Raw genomic sequence first — 17963 nt, forward strand, 5'->3', positions numbered from 1 at the left:
TTAGGGTCGCGGGCATGGGCACGCCTGACTTCATCCGCGAGATCCGGGCCACCGCAGGCCACCAGCTGCTGTTCCTGCCGGGGGTCAGCGCCGTCGTCCTCGACGACGAGGGGCGCGTGCTGCTCGGCAGACGCGCGGACACCGGCAAGTGGTCGGTCATCGGCGGTATCCCGGAGCCGGGCGAGGAGCCGGCCAGGACCGCGGAGCGCGAGGTGTTCGAGGAGACGGCCGTACGATGCGTCGCCGAGCGGGTCGTCCTCGTACAGGCGCTGCCCGAGCCGGTCACCTACCCCAACGGGGACCGCTGCCAGTACATGGACATCACCATGCGCTGCCGGGCGGTCGGCGGCGACGCCCGGGTCAACGACGACGAATCGCTCGAGGTGGGCTGGTTCCCGATCGACTCGCTGCCGCAACTCCAGGAGTTCGCCCTGTTCCGGATCAAGCAGGCGCTGACCGAAGGACCAGCATGGTTCCACCCCACCACTGAGCTGTGAAGTATGGGCGCTGACCACATCGGTGGGGTAGTGATCGCTGCCTAGGGTGCACACATGACCGCGCCCATCACCTCAGGTCCCGCAGAGCCCTCCGTCCTTCTCGACCTCGGCGGCCGCACCGCCCTGGTCACCGGTGCCGCGGGCGGCATCGGCCACGCCTGCGCGCTGCGGCTCGCGGCCGCGGGCGCGAAGGTCAGAGCCGTCGACCGCGACGCCGAGGGGCTGGCCGCGCTGGTGGAGCGGGCCGGTGGACTCGCCGGCGCCGTCGAGGCGCGGGTGCTCGACCTCACCGACCTCGACGCCGCCGAGGCCGTCGCCGCGGGCGCGGACATCCTCGTCAACAACGCTGGACTGCAACTCGTCCGCCCCATCGAGGAGTTCCCGCCGGACGTCTTCCACACCGTGCTCACCGTCATGCTGGAAGCGCCGTTCCGCCTGATCAGGGGCGCGCTGCCGCACATGTACGCGCAGGGTTGGGGGCGGATCGTCAACATCTCCTCCGTACACGGGCTGCGGGCCTCCGCCTTCAAGTCCGCCTATGTGGCCGCCAAACACGGCCTGGAGGGCCTGTCCAAGACCGCGGCCCTCGAAGGCGCACCCCACGGAGTGACGTCGGTGTGCGTCAATCCGGGCTATGTGCGCACGCCCCTGGTCGAGAAGCAGATCGCCGACCAGGCGGCCGCACACTCCCTGCCCGAGGAACGCGTCCTGACCGACGTCCTCCTCAAGGACTCGGCGATCAAGCGCCTCGTCGAACCGGACGAGGTCGCCGAGGCCGTGCTGTACCTGTGCTCCCCGCAGGCCGCGTTCATCACCGGCACCTCCCTGGCCCTCGACGGCGGATGGACCGCCCACTGACGGCGGGCGCGGCCGCCGAGGGCGGCCGCCCGGTTGTCCACAGGGCTGGCGCGACCCCGCCCGCGCCGGGTAATCCTGTGTCCATGTCCCTGGATCAAGCCGCCTACCTGGAGCTCCTCGCCCGCGGCGCCGCAGCCGAGGCCTACGACAGGCCCGTGCTCCTCGCGCGGGCCCACGGCGCCGACGCCGAGTCGCTCGCCGCCGTCGAGCACGCCAAGCAGCTCGCGCTGCGGGTCCGTGCCGAGCTGGAGGGCCGCAGGCGGCGGGAGGCGGAGCTGTCCGCGCTGTTCGAGACGGCGCACGACCTGGCCGGTCTGCGCGACCTCGACGCCGTGCTGCGCGCGATCGTGCAGCGCGCCCGTTCCCTCCTGGGCACCGAGGTCGCCTACCTCAGCCTCAACGACCCCGTCGCCGGCGACACCTACATGCGGGTCACCGAGGGGTCGGTCTCGGCGCGTTTCCAGCAGCTCCGGCTCGGCATGGGGGAGGGCCTCGGCGGCCTCGTCGCGCAGACGGCCCGCCCGTATGTGACCGACAGCTACTTCGGCGACGCCCGGTTCGAGCACACCGGGCCGATCGACGCGGCCGTCAGGGACGAGGGGCTGGTCGCCATCCTCGGCGTGCCGCTGACGCTCGGGAGCCAGGTCATCGGCGTGCTGTTCGCCGCGGACCGCCGCGCCCGCGTCTTCGAACGGGAACAGGTCGCGCTGCTCGCCTCGTTCGCCGCACACGCCGCCGTGGCCATCGACACGGCGAACCTGCTCGCCGAGACGCGCTCCGCCCTGTCCGAGCTGGAGCGGGCCCACGCGATCATCCAGGAGCACAGCGGCGTCATCGAGCGCGCGTCGGAGGTGCACGACCGGCTCACCGAACTGGTGCTGCGCGGCGGCGGTGTCGACGACGTGGCCGCGGCGCTCTCCGAAGTCCTGGACGGCACGGTCGAGTTCACCGAGCACGGTCCACAGCTCACCGCGGCGGACGGCCGCGCGGGCCGCCACGGCGACGACTGGGTCGCCGAAGTCTCCGCGGGCGGCGAGGTGTTCGGTGCCCTCGTGCTGCGCGGTCACCCCGACCTCGACCCCGTCGACCAGCGCACCCTGGAGCGGGCAGCCATGGTCACCTCGCTGCTCCTGCTCGCCCGGCGATCGGCGCACGACGCCGAACAGCGGGTCCGGGGCGAGCTGCTGGACGACCTGCTGGACGCGCCGGACCGCGACCCCCGCCTGCTGCGGGAGCGTGCGGCGCGGCTCCGCGCCGACCTGGACCTGCCCCACGTCGTGCTGGCGGGGCGGATCGACGGCCACCCGGACACCGGCTCCGCGGCCGGCCCCGAGTCGGCCGCGCGGGAGAGTGCGGACCGGCAGCGGCTGTGGTCGGCCGCCTCGCACCTGGCCGCGACCCGTTCCGGCCTCGCCGCGGCCCGGGACGGCGGCACGGTCCTGCTCCTCCCGCTCGGCCCCGACGACACCCCGGCCTCCCTCGCCCGCCAGACCGCCCGCCAACTGGCGGGCACACTGCGCGAGTCGGTGACCGTCGGGGCCTCGTCCCCGGTGGCCTCCCCGGCCGGCGACCCCGCTCCGATATCCGGCGCCTACGAGCAGGCGCGACGCTGCCTGGACGCGCTGCGCCTGCTCGGCCGCTCCGGACAGGGCGCGGCCGCCGAGGACCTGGGCTTCCTCGGGCTGCTGCTGGCCGACCCCGGCGACATCGACGGCTTCGTGCACCGCACGATCGGCGAGGTCGTCGCGTACGATAGACGCCGCGGCACGGACCTGGTCGGCACCCTCGACGCGTACTTCGCCAGCGGCATGAGCCCGGCCCGTACGAAGGACGACCTGCACGTCCACGTGAACACCGTCGCCCAGCGGCTCGAGCGCATCGGCCGGCTCCTGGGCCCCGACTGGCAGACGCCCGCCCGCGCCCTGGAGATCCAGCTGGCCCTGCGGCTGTACGGGATGTCCTCGGCGGTGGCGCACCGGGAATGACCCCCGCGGCTCCCGCCGCCGTTCTTCAGGCCGGAGCGCGCCCTGCACATGGAGTCCCTCCTTGCGGCCCCGCACACGAAGCCCGTCTGCCTGGAGCCTGCGCCACACATGAAGCCGCGCGGGACCGATGTGGTCCCGCGCGGCTTCGGGTGCGGTGGGGGAGGGGGCGCCGCTCAGGCGGTACGGGCGGCATCCGCCGACGGGGAGGACACGGAGTCCGCGGCGCCGTCGGAGCCGGGCTCCACGTCGTTGAGGTTCCGGTGCCTGGTCTCCTTGGCGCATGCGATCGCCACCACGGTGAGCAGGGCGGCGGCGATGACGTACAGGGCGATCGGCGTCGACGAGTGGTAGTCGGCGAGCAGGGCGGTCGCGATGAGCGGCGCGGGGGCCCCGGCGGCGACGGACGAGAACTGCGCGCCGATGGACGCCCCGGAGTAGCGCATCCGTGTCGCGAACATCTCGGAGAAGAACGCCGCCTGCGGCGCGTACATCGCCCCGTGCAGCACCAGACCGACGGTCACGGCCAGCAGCAGCGAACCGAAGCTGCCCTGGTCGATCAGCGCGAAGAAGGGGAACATCCACGCGCCGACGCCGATGGCGCCGATGAGGTAGACAGGCCGGCGGCCGATCCGGTCCGAGAGCGCGCCCCAGAGCGGGATCGCCGCGAAGTGGACAGCCGAGGCGATGAGTACGGCGTTGAGGGCGGTCTGCTTGCTCATCTCCACCGCGGTCGTCGCGTACACGAGGATGAACGCGGTGATCACGTAGTAGCTGATGTTCTCCGCCATGCGCGCGCCCATGGCGACCAGCACATCGCGCCAGTGGTGGCGCAGCACGGCGACGAGCGGCATCTTCTCCACCTGACCGGCGGCTGCCTTGCGCTGCTCGGCCTGGGCCAGGGCGGCCTTGAAGACAGGCGATTCATCGACAGAGAGACGAATCCACAGGCCGACGATCACGAGGACTCCGGAGAGCAGGAACGGGATCCGCCATCCCCACGAGGTGAACGCGGCGTCCGAGAGCAGGGCGGTGAGCGCGGAGAGCACGCCCGTCGCGAGCAGTTGCCCGGCCGGCGCGCCGGTCTGCGGCCACGACGCCCAGAAACCGCGCCGTTCGGCGTCCCCGTGCTCGGACACGAGCAGGACGGCCCCGCCCCATTCACCGCCGAGGGCGAAGCCCTGCACGAGGCGGAGGACGGTGAGCAGCACGGGGGCCGCGCTCCCGATGGTCGCGTGCGTGGGCAGCAGCCCGATCGCGAACGTGGCCCCGCCCATCATCAGCAGGCTGAGCACCAGCAGCTTCTTGCGTCCGAGCCGGTCACCGTAGTGCCCGAAGACGAGCGCCCCGAGCGGCCGGGCGGCGAAGCCGACCGCGTAGGTGAGGAAGGACAGCAGGGTGCCTACGAGCGGGTCGGACTCGGGGAAGAAGAGCTTGTTGAACACCAGCGCGGCGGCCGAGCCGTACAGGAAGAAGTCGTACCACTCGATGGTGGTGCCGATGAGGCTCGCGGCGACGATGCGCTTGAGCGAGTTCGGCGCTGGTGGAGCGGTCGCGGGGGAGGACATCGGCACCACTTCCTGGCGTGTGCGGGGACGTTGACGTGTCGCCACACCGTAGAAACACGCAGGTCACGGGCACATGTGGTGGGACACCATAGTTCTGGGCGTGGGAGTGCGTGCGCCCACCATGGGGGCGGTGCGGCGTCACGCTCGAACAGAACCAGTAGCCCCGGCCGGCCGGGTTGGCCGGCGCTACCGGCTGATCAGCGGCAGCACGGGGAAGGTGTGGCTCTGCCAGATCAGGCGGGAGCGCTCTTCCGGGTAGGCGGTGACAGTCGACGGAATGTCGAAGAGCTGAACGAGGCGTTGACCGATGTCGTACGCGGGCCAGCCGGGGTCGCCGTGGGCGGCGAACGATGCCCATGCGGCGCGCATCCGGACGGACAGGGCCTCTGCCTCCGGGGAGGGCGTTTCACCGACCAGCATGGCAGGCTGGCCGCGGTTCAGGTTGCCGAAGACGAGTGGTACGTCCAGGCCGTGGCAGGCGCCGAGGGCGCCGCCCATGCCCGGGGCCGGCCAGGCCAGCTCGTAGACATGCGCGCGGCCGCCGGCAGCCGTCTGGGCCTCGGCCAGGTGGAGCGACGGCATGCGGAACAGCCAGTCGGAATGGACCAGTTCGTACAGCTCGTCCGGGCTCGCCGCCGGGAAGGCGTCGCGGTAGCGGCGTGCGCCGTCCGGGCCGGGTGCGAAAACATGGAGGGCGTTCGCCGCCTGCTCCTCGCTCACCTCACCGAGCAGACCGTTGATGGCGGTGAACAGGCGCTGCTCGTCGCGGGTGTGGCCGACGAGGAGTTCGATGTCGCGGCCGGCGCCGTCGGTCAGGGCCTGCCACGGTGTGGCGGTCAGGACCTCGCCGTCGACCACGGGCGAGAAGGGGATCGTTCTGTGCGCGGGCCGGCCCCAGCGTTGCGCCCACTGGTCCATCTTGGCGCCGACCGTGTCACCGGCGGCGGACAGCCGGCGTGGGGCAACGCCGGACAGGTCGGCCACCGTGGGCCGCAGCCCCAGCTCGGCGGCGCAGGCGGCAGTGATGTCCGCGGCGAGATCCGGCGAGAAGAACGTGCCCGGCACGCTCTGCGCGACAGCCCGGCGGAAGAGCCCGGCCGCACGGCCCATCGCCAGCAGCGCGGCGACCGATCCCCCGCCCGCCGACTGCCCGAAAACCGTGACCCGGTCGGGGTCGCCGCCGAAGGCCCGGATGTTGTCGCGCACCCACTCGAGAGCGGCGACCTGGTCGAGCAGACCCCGGTTGGGAGGAGCCCCCTCGATCTGCGCGAAGCCCTCGATACCCACGCGGTAGTTGAACGTCACCACGACCACGCCACCGTCCCGCGCGAGCCGACCACCGTCGTACTCGGGGAGGCCGGACATGCCGATCACGTAGGCGCCGCCCTGGATCCACACCATCACCGGCAGCCCCGCGCCCGGGCCGGGTTCGGGCGACCAGACGTTGACCGTCAGCCAGTCGTCGCTCGCCGCGTCCTGCGACAACGCGTCCATGCCGAAATGCCCGCCCTGCGGGGGCGGCGGGCCGTACGAGAGGGCCTCCCGCACCCCGCTCCAGCCCCGCGCGGGTCGCGGAGCAGCGAAGCGCAACTCGCCGACCGGGGGCTCGGCGAACGGAATGCCACGAAAGACCGCCACACCCGCCTCCCGGCTGCCGCGCAGCCTTCCGGCCGCCGCGCGGACTCCGGGCTGGGTTCCGGATGGCTTGGACTCGCCGACGGTCATCACAACTGCCTTTCAGACAGGAGGAGAGGGCTCGCGGGCCCCAACCCTGCGGATCCTCCACCGCGGTTGGATGCCGCGCCAGCGATTTACGGATGACTCGGATTGCTGGAGCCGGGCCTCCGCCGACTTGATCATCACCGTCGCCCGGGACAAGGCTCGCGCGGTGTTCCGCACGTGAGTGAACGCGGCTGAACGCGCGGTCCGGACCTCTGAGGCCTCAGCGCGGTCCGGGTCCATGGCGCGGACCGCCGAAGAAGCGTTCCTGTGCCACCATCTCGGCCAACCCTTCGGGCAGGGTCACTTCGGGGGCGAAGCCGAACGCGTCGGCGGCCACCGAGATGTCGGCGCCCGTGTGCCGGATGTCGCCCGGCTGCGCAGCCGTCCGCCGGAGGTCGATCCGGCCGGTCATGCATTCCACGATGGCGATGGCCTCGTTCATGGAAGCGCGGCTACCTCCACCGATGTTGGCGACTCCGGTGAACTCCGCCTGGGCGGCGCCCCGCATCGCGGTCACCGTGTCCGCCACGTACGTGAAGTCCCTGGTCTGCTCGCCGTCCCCGTACAGCGCGAAGGGCTCGTCGCGCACCGCGGCGGCCACGAGCCGGGCGAACGCCATGTCGGGCCGCTGCCGGGGCCCGTAGACGGTGAAGAGGCGCAGCGACACGGTGGGCACGCCGAAGGCGGTGCGGTACAGCTCGCACAGGTGCTCGGCCGCCAGCTTGGTCACCCCGTAGGGGGAGACCGGCCGGGGGCACAGGGTTTCGGCGGTGGGGAGGTCCGCCGCGTGTCCGTACACGGACGAGCTGGAGGCGTAGACGAGCTTGCGCAGCGGCATCCCGCGCGTGGCCTCCAGGAGAGCCTGCGTGGTCAGCACGTTGCGGCTGGTGTAGCGCGGGAACTCCCGTCCCCATGAGGGGCGTACGCCGGGCTCCCCGGCCAGGTGGTAGACCACCTCGGCGCCGTCGAGAGCCCGGGCCAGGTCCGTTTCCAGGAGGTCGGCCAACCGGAAGTCGAAGCCGTCCGAGCGTCGCAGCACATCCAGGTTGTGTTCCTTCAGTTTCGGATCGTAGGTGTCCGTGACCGCGTCGATGCCCACCACCTCGTCCCCGGCCGCGAGCAGATGCGCGCAGAGGTGGGAGCCGATGAAACCGGCAGCGCCGGTGACGACGGCCCGCATCAGACCCTGTCTCCGCGGGGGCGGGACCGCCGCGCCCATTCCCGCTCCGCCGTCTCCACCGCCGCCGGCGCGTCATCGGCGATCGAGAACAGGTCGCGCTCCTGCCCGTCGGTGAACCCGCGGTCCCGCACGTCGCGCACCAGCCGGGCGAACTGCCGCCAGGCCCCGTCGACATCGACCAGGACCAGCGGCTTGTTCATGCGCCCCAGATGCGTCAGGGACATGACCTCGAGGACCTCGTCCAGGGTGCCGTAGCCACCGGCCAGCGCGACGAAGGCATCCGAGCGTTCGAGCATCTCGCGCTTGCGGTCGTGCATCGTGTCGGTCACGGTGAAGTCCTGGGGCGGCGCCTCGCCGGGCGCCTCCCGCCCGAAGAGGAAGCGGGGCATGACCCCCTCGATACGGGCGCCCGCGTGCGAAGCCGCCCAGGCGACCTCGCCCATGAGTCCGGAACCCGCCCCGCCGTAGACGAGCGTGTGTCCGCGCTCCGCCACGGTACGTCCGACCTGTCTCGCCGCACGCGCCTGCGCGGCGGAGCTGCCCGCCCGGGACCCGCAGAAGACACAGATGCGCATGGGCGGTCCTGGTGGCACCGTCACGTCAAGCCTCCCCGTCCCGGCGGCCGGTGCGGATGCCGGCCGGGCCTGCACCGTCGCTCGCTGCGGCCAACACGTGCCGGTACAGCTGAAGGTAACGATCCGTCACGGAGACGAGTGAGAACTCTGTCTCGGCGCGCCGCCGGGACTCCTCGCCCATGACTTCCAGTCGCTCCCGGGCGGGCAGTTGCGCGAGAGCTGTGGCGAAGTCCGCGACGGCGGGCGGGACGAGCCACCCGTTCCGACCGGCGTGGACGAGTTCCCGGTGCCCGGGGATGTCCGACACGAGCAGGGGTAGTCCGCTCGCCATGGCTTCGAGCCCGGAGTTGGGCATCCCTTCGGCGAGCGAGGTGGAGACGTAGACGTCGGCCAGGGCGTAGTGACGCTCGGGAGACTTGGTGGCACCCAGCCAGGTGACCCCGGCGGGCAGCCCCCGGGTGTCGAACGCCGGGCCGTACGTCGCGTCGCTCGGGCCGACCAGCAGCAGCCTCAGCCCTTCGGCGTTCGCCGCGGAAACGGCGTCGACCAGGAGGTCGACACGCTTCTGCGAGGTCAGCCGCCCGACGAACAGGGCCACCGTCTCGTCGGGGCCCACGCCGTGGCGCGCCCGTGCGGCCGCGCGGGCCGCCCGGTCCGTGACACGGAAACGTCGCGTGTCCACGCCGTTGGGGAGGGCGACGATCCGGTGCGCGGGAACTCCCCCGTCCCTGATCTCCCGGTACACGCCCGAGTTCAGGCAGACGAAGGCCGAGACGCTCGCCCGCGCGGCACGGAACTCCGCGGTCAGGTACCGCAGCGCATGGCCGCTGGTCGGCACCTTCAGAACGACCGGGCACCCCGTGCGGTGCGCCACCTCCTGGACCAGCCGCGCCTGTGCCTCGGGCCAGAAGTACGAGAAACCCATCACGTGGAGGACGAAGGGGCCTTGCTCGCGGGCTGCCAACAGGTGCTCCCTGACGCCCTCGTAGTAGCCGGCGTCCCCGACGACCGGGAACCGTCTGACGGGCACCGCCGGGTTGCCGTGGTCCTCGGTGTTGGACTCGGAGGTCAGGATCTCGACGGGCACGGTGGCGGACAACCGGTCGGTCAGCGCCGCCGTGTGGTTCTCCAGACCCCCCACACCGGGAAGCCAGTTGTCGCCCAGGACGTACACGCGGGTGCCGGATCCGGTGCTCATGCCGACTTGGCTATTCCGATCCAGTAGGCGGTGTGCGCGACGAGCGCGTACCAGGCCGTGCCCGGGGAGGCGAGGGCGGGCCGCACGAAGTGACCCATGAGGTAGCGGCGTCCCAGTGCGGAACCGAGGCTGCCGTGTGGCGCGTAGAGGGAGCGGTAGGTCCCCTCCCGGCCCCTCAGGTAGTAGGTCGCGACCGTCTCCTTCACGGAACTGACCGGCTTGTGCCTGGCGGTCATGGCGTCGGAGTATCCCAAGGTCCGGCCCGCACGGGACAGAGCCGCCCTCATCCGGTGGGAGGTCTGGCCGCTGACGCTCGGACCGCGCCCTTCGGTGAAGAACCGGTCGCCGAGGAGGGACGCCGCGCCCGACACCTCCAGCGACAGGTTCCGGCAGTCCAGGCGGGACGAGGAGCCCGCCCGCCGGTCGACGTACCGGGTGAAGCTGTACCGCATCAACTCCGATTCACACAGGGTGACGTACCTGCTCCACAGCTTCTCGGACCGCCCGAACAGCCAACTCGGGCCGGCGACTCCGATGTGATCCGGATGCCGGGAGTAGTGGTGCGCGATCGAGGAGAGCCAGTCCGGCGCCACCGTGCAGTCGGAGTCGGTGAAGGCCACGTGGCTCGCCGACGTGCGGCTGAGTGCGTAGTTCAAGGCGCCCGCCTGACCGGCCGTACCGCGGTTCGGCAAGATCGCCAGCTGGTCCCGCAGGGCTCGTGGCAACTGCTCCTCGAGCGGTGGCTCGGAATGGTCGTCCACCACCGTCAAGGAGGCCTTGTGCCAGCGATTGGCGCTCTCCGCCTCGTCCTGGTTGTGGCGAATGGTGTGCAGGACGGACTCTATGCAGGCTTCGAGTTCGGTCAGCCTGTCGAGCCGCAGTCCGGGCGGACCGGTACGGCTGAGACGCACCGGAACGACGACTTCGATCGTCGAGTGAATCGTGCTTTCGGCGGGAGAGCTGGAATTTTCGTCCACCCGTCCACTCCTCGTCGGTCCGTGACGGCAGGCGGTGACAGGGCCGGAAGGTCATGTGGCTCGGCAGTCATTCTCACCGGCTTTCCGGAGTCGTGTCTACACCGCGTCCCGGCGCCCGCTCCCGTTCATCGCGCCCTTCCCAACCCCCGTGGCAGCGGATACTGTCCGCGGTATGTTGCGGCCTGTCACGTTACAACGATGCAGACAGTGGACGTTCTTGATGTCCGACCGGATCTTCGATCTGCGATCGCCGAACATCCCCATGGCTCCCGCGGAATTGCGCTCACGCGTATCCGGGACCTCACGAAAAACGTGGTTCGACAGGTCCGGGAGGAATATCGCGGCGATCGTGCAGAATGAAGTCCCGCGACATCACCGTCCCGCTCGCGTCCTCGACCTCGGGTGCGGATGCGGTCGGGTCCTGCGCCATCTCGCCACGTCCCCCCGTCTGGAACTGCACGCCGCGGAGATCCAGCCCGACCTTCTGACCTGGTGCCGTGGAAACCTGCAACCCGTGCGGTACGTGAACAACCGCGTCGAACCGCCCCTGCCCTACGAGGACGACACCTTCGACCTGATCTACGCCATCAGCGTCTTCACCCACCTCCCCGCACCGCTGCACACCCGCTGGCTCTGCGAACTGTCCAGGATCCTCGGACCGGACGGCCGCATCGTGATGACGGAGAGAGGAGAGGCGTACACGGGACAGCTGACGCCGGAGGAACTGCGCCGGCTGAGGTCGGACGGGATCGCCGTACGCAATGAGCGGCTGCCGGGCACGAACGCGTGCGACACCTTCGTCAGCCGGCCATGGATCGAACAGGAGATGGGCCGCGCCGGACTCCGTCTGGTGAGGAGCTACGCCGCGGATCCCCGGATCCGCCCTCGAGGACGCTCACGGCGGGACCACCCCGGCCAGGACCTGCTGGTCGCAGAGGTGAACCAGCACCGCCAGGGCGCACGGGAACGAGGCGGATGACGACGAACGCACCCGGGCTCGCGCCGTTGACGGACAGCGCAACAGCCGAACTCTGGGCGTCCGAAGTGCTTGTCGCACGCGGACTCTGGCGGCGGCGCCATCCACGGCTGCCCTATTACTCACTCGGCTCGGCGGTCTTCCTCGACAGTGCCGGCGCCGACGGGACGCCCTACCGCCATGAACTCCCGGCAGGAAACGCGTTCCTGATGCGACGGTTCGCGAGCCTGTACGAGCTGCTGTTCTCCCGTCTCGCCGAACTCCTGGGGTCCCCCACCGTACCCGCCGAGGGCCTGGCACTCCCGGGCTTCCAGATCATGGAGCCGCATGCCGACTTCACACGTCCCGTGGCGGCCATGCATTACGACCTGCAGTACCGCAAGCTGCGCTGGTGGCACGGGACGGTGGACCGCTCCTGCGAGCAGGCGTCGTTCACCGTCCCGCTCCTCGTCCCCACCGGGGGCGCGGGCATCGTCTTCTGGCTGCACTCCACCGGCCCGGCGGGCGACCACCGGCTCCACGCGCTGCGCAGGGAGGCGATCCCCTACACGCCGGGGGCGATGCTGCTGCACTCGGGGCACGAGCTCCACCAGATCGCTCCGCTGCATCCGTCCTCGCTCCTCGACCCCGACAGGCCCCGGATCACGCTGCAAGGTCACGCCCTGAAGATCGACGACGTCTGGCAGTGCTACTGGTAGCAAAGGGAGCAGCCGTGCCGGAACCACCGCGAGAACCACGCCTGCAGTGGGCCGTCGACGGCCCCGAGGCGGCTCCGGGCGTGCTCCGCGGGGCGAACGCCGCGGGCCTGGATCTGTCCTACGCCAATCTGAGCGGCGGGAACCTCCGCGACGGGGAGGGCACGGCCGACCTGCGCGGGACTGACTTCTCCGGTGCCCGGCTGGTCGGTGCCAACCTGCGCGGGGCGAGGCTCGACGGAGCGAGGCTGGCCGGCGCCGACCTGCGGCGCACCGATCTGCGCCGGGCGGACCTGCGCCACGCCGACCTGCGGGACGCGGACCTGCGCCACGCGGATCTGCGGGAGGCGGACGTCCGGGACGCGGTCCTGACCGGCGCGGTCCTCGCCGCCGCCGACCTGCGCGGAGCACGTCTGCCGGACGACCTGTCGGCGACGGCGGTGCCTCGCCACCTGACCGGTCGGCCGTACCGGCAGCCGGACCAGGACGAGGTGGAGCGATTCGTGGCGGAGGGGCTGCTGCGCTGGTCGGCGACACCCGCAGGTGCGCGGCTCGCCGAGCTCGCCGCACTGGCCTGCCGGCGCCTGTTCGCGCTTCCCGCCGCCGAGAAGAAGGAGTGCTGGTCGGGTCTCGTCCGCAATCACGACCCCGGGTGGAGCGTCACACCCGGGGCGCCCCACACCCAGCGGTGGCACGTCAGCGCCGCTGAGCCCGGACTGAACTGGCCGCGCTCGCTGGGGAACGAACTCGCCGAAATGACCGAACTCATCACCCTCGCGTGCACCACGGTGGTGCCGTTCCTGGACGCGGTCGCCGCGCACCTGTCGCTCACCGGGGGAAGGGAACGCGGCATCGGCCTCGCTCGCGGCAGCATCACCGTCCGGCTGCTGCACTACACGGGCTCCGGACCCGGGGACCGTTTCCCCGAGCACCAGGACAGCGGGGTGGCCACCCTGCACATCTACGAGGACCCGCCGGGCCTGGATGTGAGCGAAGGCGGCAGCTGGCGCGCGGCGGATCTGCGGTCGGCGCCGCTCCTCGGTGCGGGCCGGGCCCTCGGCCGGGTGTCCACCGTACGACCGCTGACCCACCGGGTGGGCCCCGGTGAGCGGTCGAGGAACGCCGCCGCGATCTTCTTCCACGCGAGCACGGGTGTGCTCCGGACCGACTGAGCAGGTGATCTGATGAACAGGCCCGTACCCGCGCTGAAGTACCTCACGATCAAGCCCAACATCCACTGCACGAGCGACTGTCCCTACTGCTCTTCCCGGCAGATGCTCTTCCAGGCGTCGAAGGACGTCCGGCTCGGCGTGGACGACTGGGCGAGGGTGATCCGAGAAGCGGACGAGCTGGGAGCGAGCTATCTCGACATCAGCGGCGGTGAACCCACCATCTACGCGGGCCTGCCCGCCGTCGTCTGGGAGGCGAAGCGTCTGGGCTGGTTCGTCTCGATCAATACCACCGGTTTCCAATTGGAGCAGCAGACCGACGAACTGGTTTCGGCCGGACTCGACCAGGCGTGCATATCGATCATGAGCCTCGATCCGGAAACACACAACAGGCTCCGCACATCCCGGGACGGATGGCAGCGGATGTTCGCCGGAATGAGAGCGGTCGCGGAAAGCTCGCTGCGGCTGGTACTGCACTTCATCCTGAGCAGGCAGAATTTCCGCGAGTTACCGGAAGTGATCTCTTTCGCCTTCGAGAACGGGGCGAACTCGCTGGCCTTCGTGTATCCGGAGAACGATCATATTGACCGGTCGCTGCTGATGACGCGTGACGACATATCCGAGTTCCGGGCGAAGGTTCTTCCGGAAGCCACCGAGAGGTACCGGGAACTGGGCCGGTTCGGCGAGGAGTTTCCGGTCATGTTCCCCGACGACCTCGTCGGGGCGGACTACGCGCTCGGCAAGTACTGGGCGTCCGTCGAGGAAGCACACGAGCGGTGCGACAAGCCCGACACCTTTCTCCTCGTCTACCCGAACGGATCCGTCCTGCCCTGCAACGGCATCGAGTACGCGCACGAGCCCATCATCGGCAACGTGTTGCGGCAGAGCCTGCGCGAGGTGTGGTCCGGGGAGAGCATGAGGGGATTCCGGGACGGCCGGATCCCCTACTGCGAGCACTGCCCCATCAAACGGCACTGCTCGGTCTCGGTGGCGACCACGAAGAACCCGCCCTACTACGCGGACGTGGTGAAGCGGGTTCCCGATTTCCTGGCACCGACCCGTCCCGCGGTCCGCCGGGGCACCGGGGAGCGGCTGGTCCTTCCTGTCGTCACCCGGGACCAGCTCTGACGGGAGGCGACGGATGACTCGCGTATTCGTCACGGGCAGTCACGGGCTCATCGGTTCCGCCCTGTCCGGAAGGCTGCGTGCGGACGGCCACGAGGTCATCGGCTACGACATCGCTGCCGACAAACGTCACGACATCGTCGATCCGGACGCCCTGGCATCCGCCATGGCGGGCTGCTCCGGCGTCGTGCACCTCGCCGCGGTCTCCCGGGTCGTCTGGGGCGAGCACGATCCCGGTGCGTGCCACTTGGTCAACGTCATCGGAACCCGCAACGTCCTCGCCGCCGCGTCCTCGCTCCGCGAGGTCCGCCCCTGGTTCCTGTTCGGCAGCAGTCGCGAGGTGTACGGACAGGCTCGGTACCTTCCGGTCAGCGAGTCGGCGGAACTCGCGCCGCTGAACCGCTACGCACGGTCCAAACTGGACGCGGAACTCCTCGTCGAGCAGGCCCGGGCCGGCGGACTCAACACGGCCGTCGTGCGGTTCTCCAGCGTGTACGGTTCCGTGGCCGACCACCCCGACCGGGTGGCGCCCGCCTTCGCCCGGCTCGCGGCGGAAGGCGGTGCGCTGCGTGTCGACGGCGGCGACACCACACTCGACTTCACACACGTGAGCGATGTCGCCGAGGCCCTCAGCCGGATGGTCGAGCGACTGTCGTCGGGCAGCCGACTGCCCCCGCTCCACCTGGTCTCGGGCCGCGCGACCTCACTGTCCGGACTGGCGGACCTGGCCGTCCGCTGCGCTTCAGGTGGCACGATCAGGACGGCCGCGCCACGGCACTACGACGTAGGACGGTTCGTCGGCGACCCGGCACGCGCGGCGCGCGTCCTCGGGTGGCGGGCCACGACAGCCATCCAGGAAGGCATGGAACGCCTCGTCGCGGATTTCGCCAAGCGCTAGGGTCTCTCGTTTGGATCATGCCGGGCTCGCGGGCCCTGGCACGCACGCTCGCCGCGTTGTCGTCGGTCGCCATGGCTCCGCCATTGTCTCCCTCCTCCGCCTTGCGATCGCACGCACCAGACCCCGCTCACTGATCCGGCCTCATCCAAACGAAAGACCCTAGTACTCCAGCCGGGCTTGTAGTTCCTGGTGTGCTCAGCCGAGCGCGGCGGGGGAGTGGGCGTTGCGCAGCAGCAGCTTCGGTTTGCCGGAGCCGTCGGCGGGTGCGGTCCAGATGTCCTTGGTGCCGTCGTCGTGTTGCTGGGCGTAGGTGAGGGTGGAGTTGTCCAGCCAGGCCGCTTGGTCGTCCACGCTGCGCGTTTCGGCCGTGCGGGTGACTCGGCTGGTGGCCAGGTCGAGTACGGAGAGCCGCCAGCCGCGGGTGGAGTCGCCGTCGATGGGCGCTTTGAACGCGATCCTGGTCCCGTCGGGCGAGAGCGAGGGGCATTCGACGTGGTCGCGCAGGGTGCGGACGGTTCGTGCGGCGAAGTCGCCCTGGACCAGGTAGCGGTGGCCCTTGGTGTACATGGTTGCGTAGAAGGTGTTGTCGTCGTCGGTGAACGTCACGCCCCAGTAGTTGACGTCGACCGACTGATACGGCTTGCCGTCCTTGATGACGGCGAAGGTTTCCAGCGTCTTGAACAGGGTGCCGGTCTTGGTGTCGTAGATCCCGGTGCGGGTGGAGAAGTCGAGGGTGGCGTAGCTGTCGCCGCCGACGAAGGCGGTCCAGGAGACCATGCGGCCGCTGGTCGAGACGCGGACCCGGTTGGGGATGCCACTGACCGGGATGGCTTTGCGTTCCGACAGGTTCGTGTCGAGGATGCGCATCGTGACGGTGCCGAGCACCCCGTCGGCGTAGAGGCAGGCGACGGTTCCCTCGGCGGCGTAGATGCGATCGCACTTGGTCTTCGACACCGCGCGGGAGCCGCGTGGGTCGTGCTTGTCGACCGTGGTCACCTGCCCGGTGCTCATCAGGGTGAGCAGCCGTGGGCCCGGCGCCAGCGACACCGTCTGGGCTGTGGCGGGTGCGTCGGGGGCCTTGACCGATGAGCTGAGCCGGCCGTAGCCGATCGCGACTGCGGCGAGTGCGATGGTGGCCGCCACCGTGGTGGCGATGCGAGCGGTGCGCCCGAACCGGCGCGGCGCGGGTGGTGGGCTCAGCTGCGGCTCGGCGTCGATCGTGGACTGCTCGCTCATACGGTCACCTCGGTGTCGGTCGTGGTGGTGGATCGGTTGATCAGCAGGAATGCCGTGGCCACAACGGCCACGACGGCAGTGGCGGCGGCCAGCCGGCCGGCGGTGACCGGGCCCCACATCTGCCAGGCGAGTCCGAACAGGATTGAGGAGGCGAGGTAGGCGAGGGCCTGTCCGGTCTGGATCAGTGCGATGCCGGTGGTGCGCAGATGTTCGGGCAGCACCGGACCGGCCAGCGCCATCAGTACGCCGTCGGTCGCTGCGTAGAAGAAGCCGTAGAGGAGCAGCACCAGTGCCAGGAGTGGCCAGCCGTGCAGTGGGCCGAACAGGAGCAGGTAGACGACGACCAGGGCCGTGTAGCCGCCGAGCACGATGGGCACCCGGCCGATCCGGTCGGCCAGCGCCCCGACGGGGATCGCCAGCAGCAGATAGGCCAGGCTGGTGCCGACAGCGAGCAGGGGGAAGGTGCCGATGGACATCTCCTCCCGGCGTTGCAGGAGCAGGTAGACGAAGCCGTCGCCGATGACGGCGAAGCCGAGCAGGCACGCCGCTGTGAGCAGCCGGCGCACCGGCGCGGCCCGCAGCAGTGTCAGGGCCTCCCGGGGGGAGACCACGGCGGCGGGTGGGCGTTCGTCGTGCCGGTCCCGGACGAAGAGCACGAGAATGAGCACGCCGAGCGCGGCGATGCAGAAGCTGGTGACCAGGACGGCGTCGACGGCCTGGCCCGCGGCGGCGAGCACGGCCAGCGCGACCAGCGGGCCGAGAAATGCGCCGAAACTGTCCATGGTCCGGTGCACGCCGAATGCGCGCCCCAGTGCCTGCGGCGGGGCCGACAGGGTGATCAGAGCGTCGCGGGGTGCGGTACGGAGTCCCTTTCCGGCACGGTCGGCAGCGATCACCAAACCGATCGCGCCGGCCGAGCGCCCTGCCGCGAGCAGCCCGAGCTTGGCCAGCGCCGACATCGCGTATCCGATGCCCGCCACTGCTTTGGGTTTGCGGACGCGGTCCGCGACATACCCGCCGACGAGCCGCAGCAGCGCGGTGGCTCCGGTGTAGATCCCGTCGATCATGCCGTAGGCCAGCGGGCTCATGGACAGCCCGAACACCAGATACACCGGAAGGATCGCGGTGACCATTTCGGCGGAGATGTCGGTCAGCAGGCTGACCGTGCCGAGCGCGAACACGTTGCCGCCGACGAGCGTGAGCCCGCGCAGGCGGGAGCGGTCTTCGGCGTGCGTGTCATCGGACCCGGGCCTGTCGATCGAGGACAGATACATGCGGGCGGACCTTTCGGGGCGAGACCGGACTGG

The 17963-nt window shown here is 70.6% G+C and carries 16 protein-coding genes; 8 read left to right on the forward strand and 8 right to left on the reverse strand.

From position 1 onward, the window contains the following. The first annotated feature begins 14 nt into the window (after positions 1–14). The 3 genes from HW130_RS05540 to HW130_RS05550 all read left to right on the forward strand — a co-directional run bounded on the left by HW130_RS05540 (position 15) and on the right by HW130_RS05550 (position 3340). Positions 15–497 (forward strand): NUDIX domain-containing protein, encoded by a 483-nt coding sequence (locus HW130_RS05540; RefSeq protein ID WP_177148275.1) that lies wholly within the window; start codon positions 15–17, stop codon positions 495–497. A 54-nt stretch (positions 498–551) separates the two neighbouring features. Continuing rightward, a complete protein-coding gene (locus HW130_RS05545; protein WP_177148276.1) occupies positions 552–1355 on the forward strand; it encodes a 3-hydroxybutyrate dehydrogenase in 804 nt (267 codons plus the stop codon). A gap of 83 nt (positions 1356–1438) precedes the next feature. Next, a complete protein-coding gene (locus HW130_RS05550) occupies positions 1439–3340 on the forward strand; it encodes a GAF domain-containing protein (protein WP_177148277.1) in 1902 nt (633 codons plus the stop codon). Positions 3341–3513: 173 nt separating this feature from the next. On the opposite strand, the gene HW130_RS05555 is transcribed toward HW130_RS05550, so the two are convergent. From HW130_RS05555 to HW130_RS05580, 6 genes are all read right to left on the reverse strand, one after another. Then, positions 3514–4905: an MFS transporter gene (locus HW130_RS05555; RefSeq protein WP_177148278.1), complete on the reverse strand. Its 1392-nt coding sequence runs from the start codon at positions 4903–4905 to the stop codon at positions 3514–3516. Between the two features lie 186 nt (positions 4906–5091). Next, on the reverse strand, positions 5092–6630 hold the full coding sequence (locus tag HW130_RS05560) for a carboxylesterase/lipase family protein (protein ID WP_177148279.1): 1539 nt from the start codon (positions 6628–6630) through the stop codon (positions 5092–5094). Between the two features lie 217 nt (positions 6631–6847). Next, complete coding sequence (locus tag HW130_RS05565) at positions 6848–7807, reverse strand: NAD-dependent epimerase/dehydratase family protein (RefSeq protein WP_177148280.1); 960 nt, start codon at positions 7805–7807, stop codon at positions 6848–6850. Then, a complete protein-coding gene (locus tag HW130_RS05570) occupies positions 7807–8382 on the reverse strand; it encodes a TIGR00730 family Rossman fold protein (RefSeq protein ID WP_177148281.1) in 576 nt (191 codons plus the stop codon). Before HW130_RS05570 ends, HW130_RS05565 begins: the two co-directional genes overlap by 1 nt. A gap of 25 nt (positions 8383–8407) precedes the next feature. Next, entirely contained in the window at positions 8408–9580 is a 1173-nt protein-coding gene (locus tag HW130_RS05575) for a glycosyltransferase family 4 protein (RefSeq protein WP_177148282.1), read from the reverse strand. Further along, entirely contained in the window at positions 9577–10557 is a 981-nt protein-coding gene (locus HW130_RS05580) for a glycosyltransferase (RefSeq protein ID WP_177148283.1), read from the reverse strand. Before HW130_RS05580 ends, HW130_RS05575 begins: the two co-directional genes overlap by 4 nt. A gap of 262 nt (positions 10558–10819) precedes the next feature. Here HW130_RS05580 and HW130_RS05585 point away from each other — a divergent pair, with 262 nt between their 5' ends. From HW130_RS05585 to HW130_RS05605, 5 genes are read left to right on the forward strand one after another with little or no spacing between them, the layout of a single operon-like run. Then, positions 10820–11536, forward strand: coding sequence for a class I SAM-dependent methyltransferase (locus tag HW130_RS05585; RefSeq protein ID WP_256355901.1), 717 nt, complete (start codon positions 10820–10822; stop codon positions 11534–11536). Continuing rightward, positions 11533–12231 carry a hypothetical protein gene (locus HW130_RS35685; RefSeq protein ID WP_177148285.1) on the forward strand — a complete coding sequence of 233 codons (699 nt, stop codon included), beginning with the start codon at positions 11533–11535 and terminating at the stop codon, positions 12229–12231. The genes HW130_RS05585 and HW130_RS35685 overlap by 4 nt, the downstream gene beginning before the upstream one ends. A gap of 14 nt (positions 12232–12245) precedes the next feature. Further along, a complete protein-coding gene (locus HW130_RS36565) occupies positions 12246–13400 on the forward strand; it encodes a pentapeptide repeat-containing protein (RefSeq protein ID WP_309140334.1) in 1155 nt (384 codons plus the stop codon). Positions 13401–13412: 12 nt separating this feature from the next. After that, a complete protein-coding gene (locus tag HW130_RS05600) occupies positions 13413–14525 on the forward strand; it encodes a radical SAM protein (protein WP_177148286.1) in 1113 nt (370 codons plus the stop codon). A gap of 13 nt (positions 14526–14538) precedes the next feature. Next, positions 14539–15420, forward strand: a complete 882-nt coding sequence (locus HW130_RS05605) for an NAD(P)-dependent oxidoreductase (RefSeq protein WP_177148287.1) — start codon at positions 14539–14541, stop codon at positions 15418–15420. 195 nt (positions 15421–15615) lie between these two features. Here HW130_RS05605 and HW130_RS05610 read toward each other — a convergent pair whose 3' ends face one another. Then, positions 15616–16656 (reverse strand): hypothetical protein, encoded by a 1041-nt coding sequence (locus tag HW130_RS05610; RefSeq protein ID WP_256355884.1) that lies wholly within the window; start codon positions 16654–16656, stop codon positions 15616–15618. After that, on the reverse strand, positions 16653–17930 hold the full coding sequence (locus tag HW130_RS05615) for an MFS transporter (protein WP_177148288.1): 1278 nt from the start codon (positions 17928–17930) through the stop codon (positions 16653–16655). The genes HW130_RS05610 and HW130_RS05615 overlap by 4 nt, the downstream gene beginning before the upstream one ends. Positions 17931–17963 lie beyond the last annotated feature (33 nt).

Origin of the sequence: Streptomyces sp. PKU-EA00015, from assembly GCF_013387495.1 — a bacterium.
Taxonomy (GTDB): Bacteria; Actinomycetota; Actinomycetes; order Streptomycetales; family Streptomycetaceae; genus Streptomyces.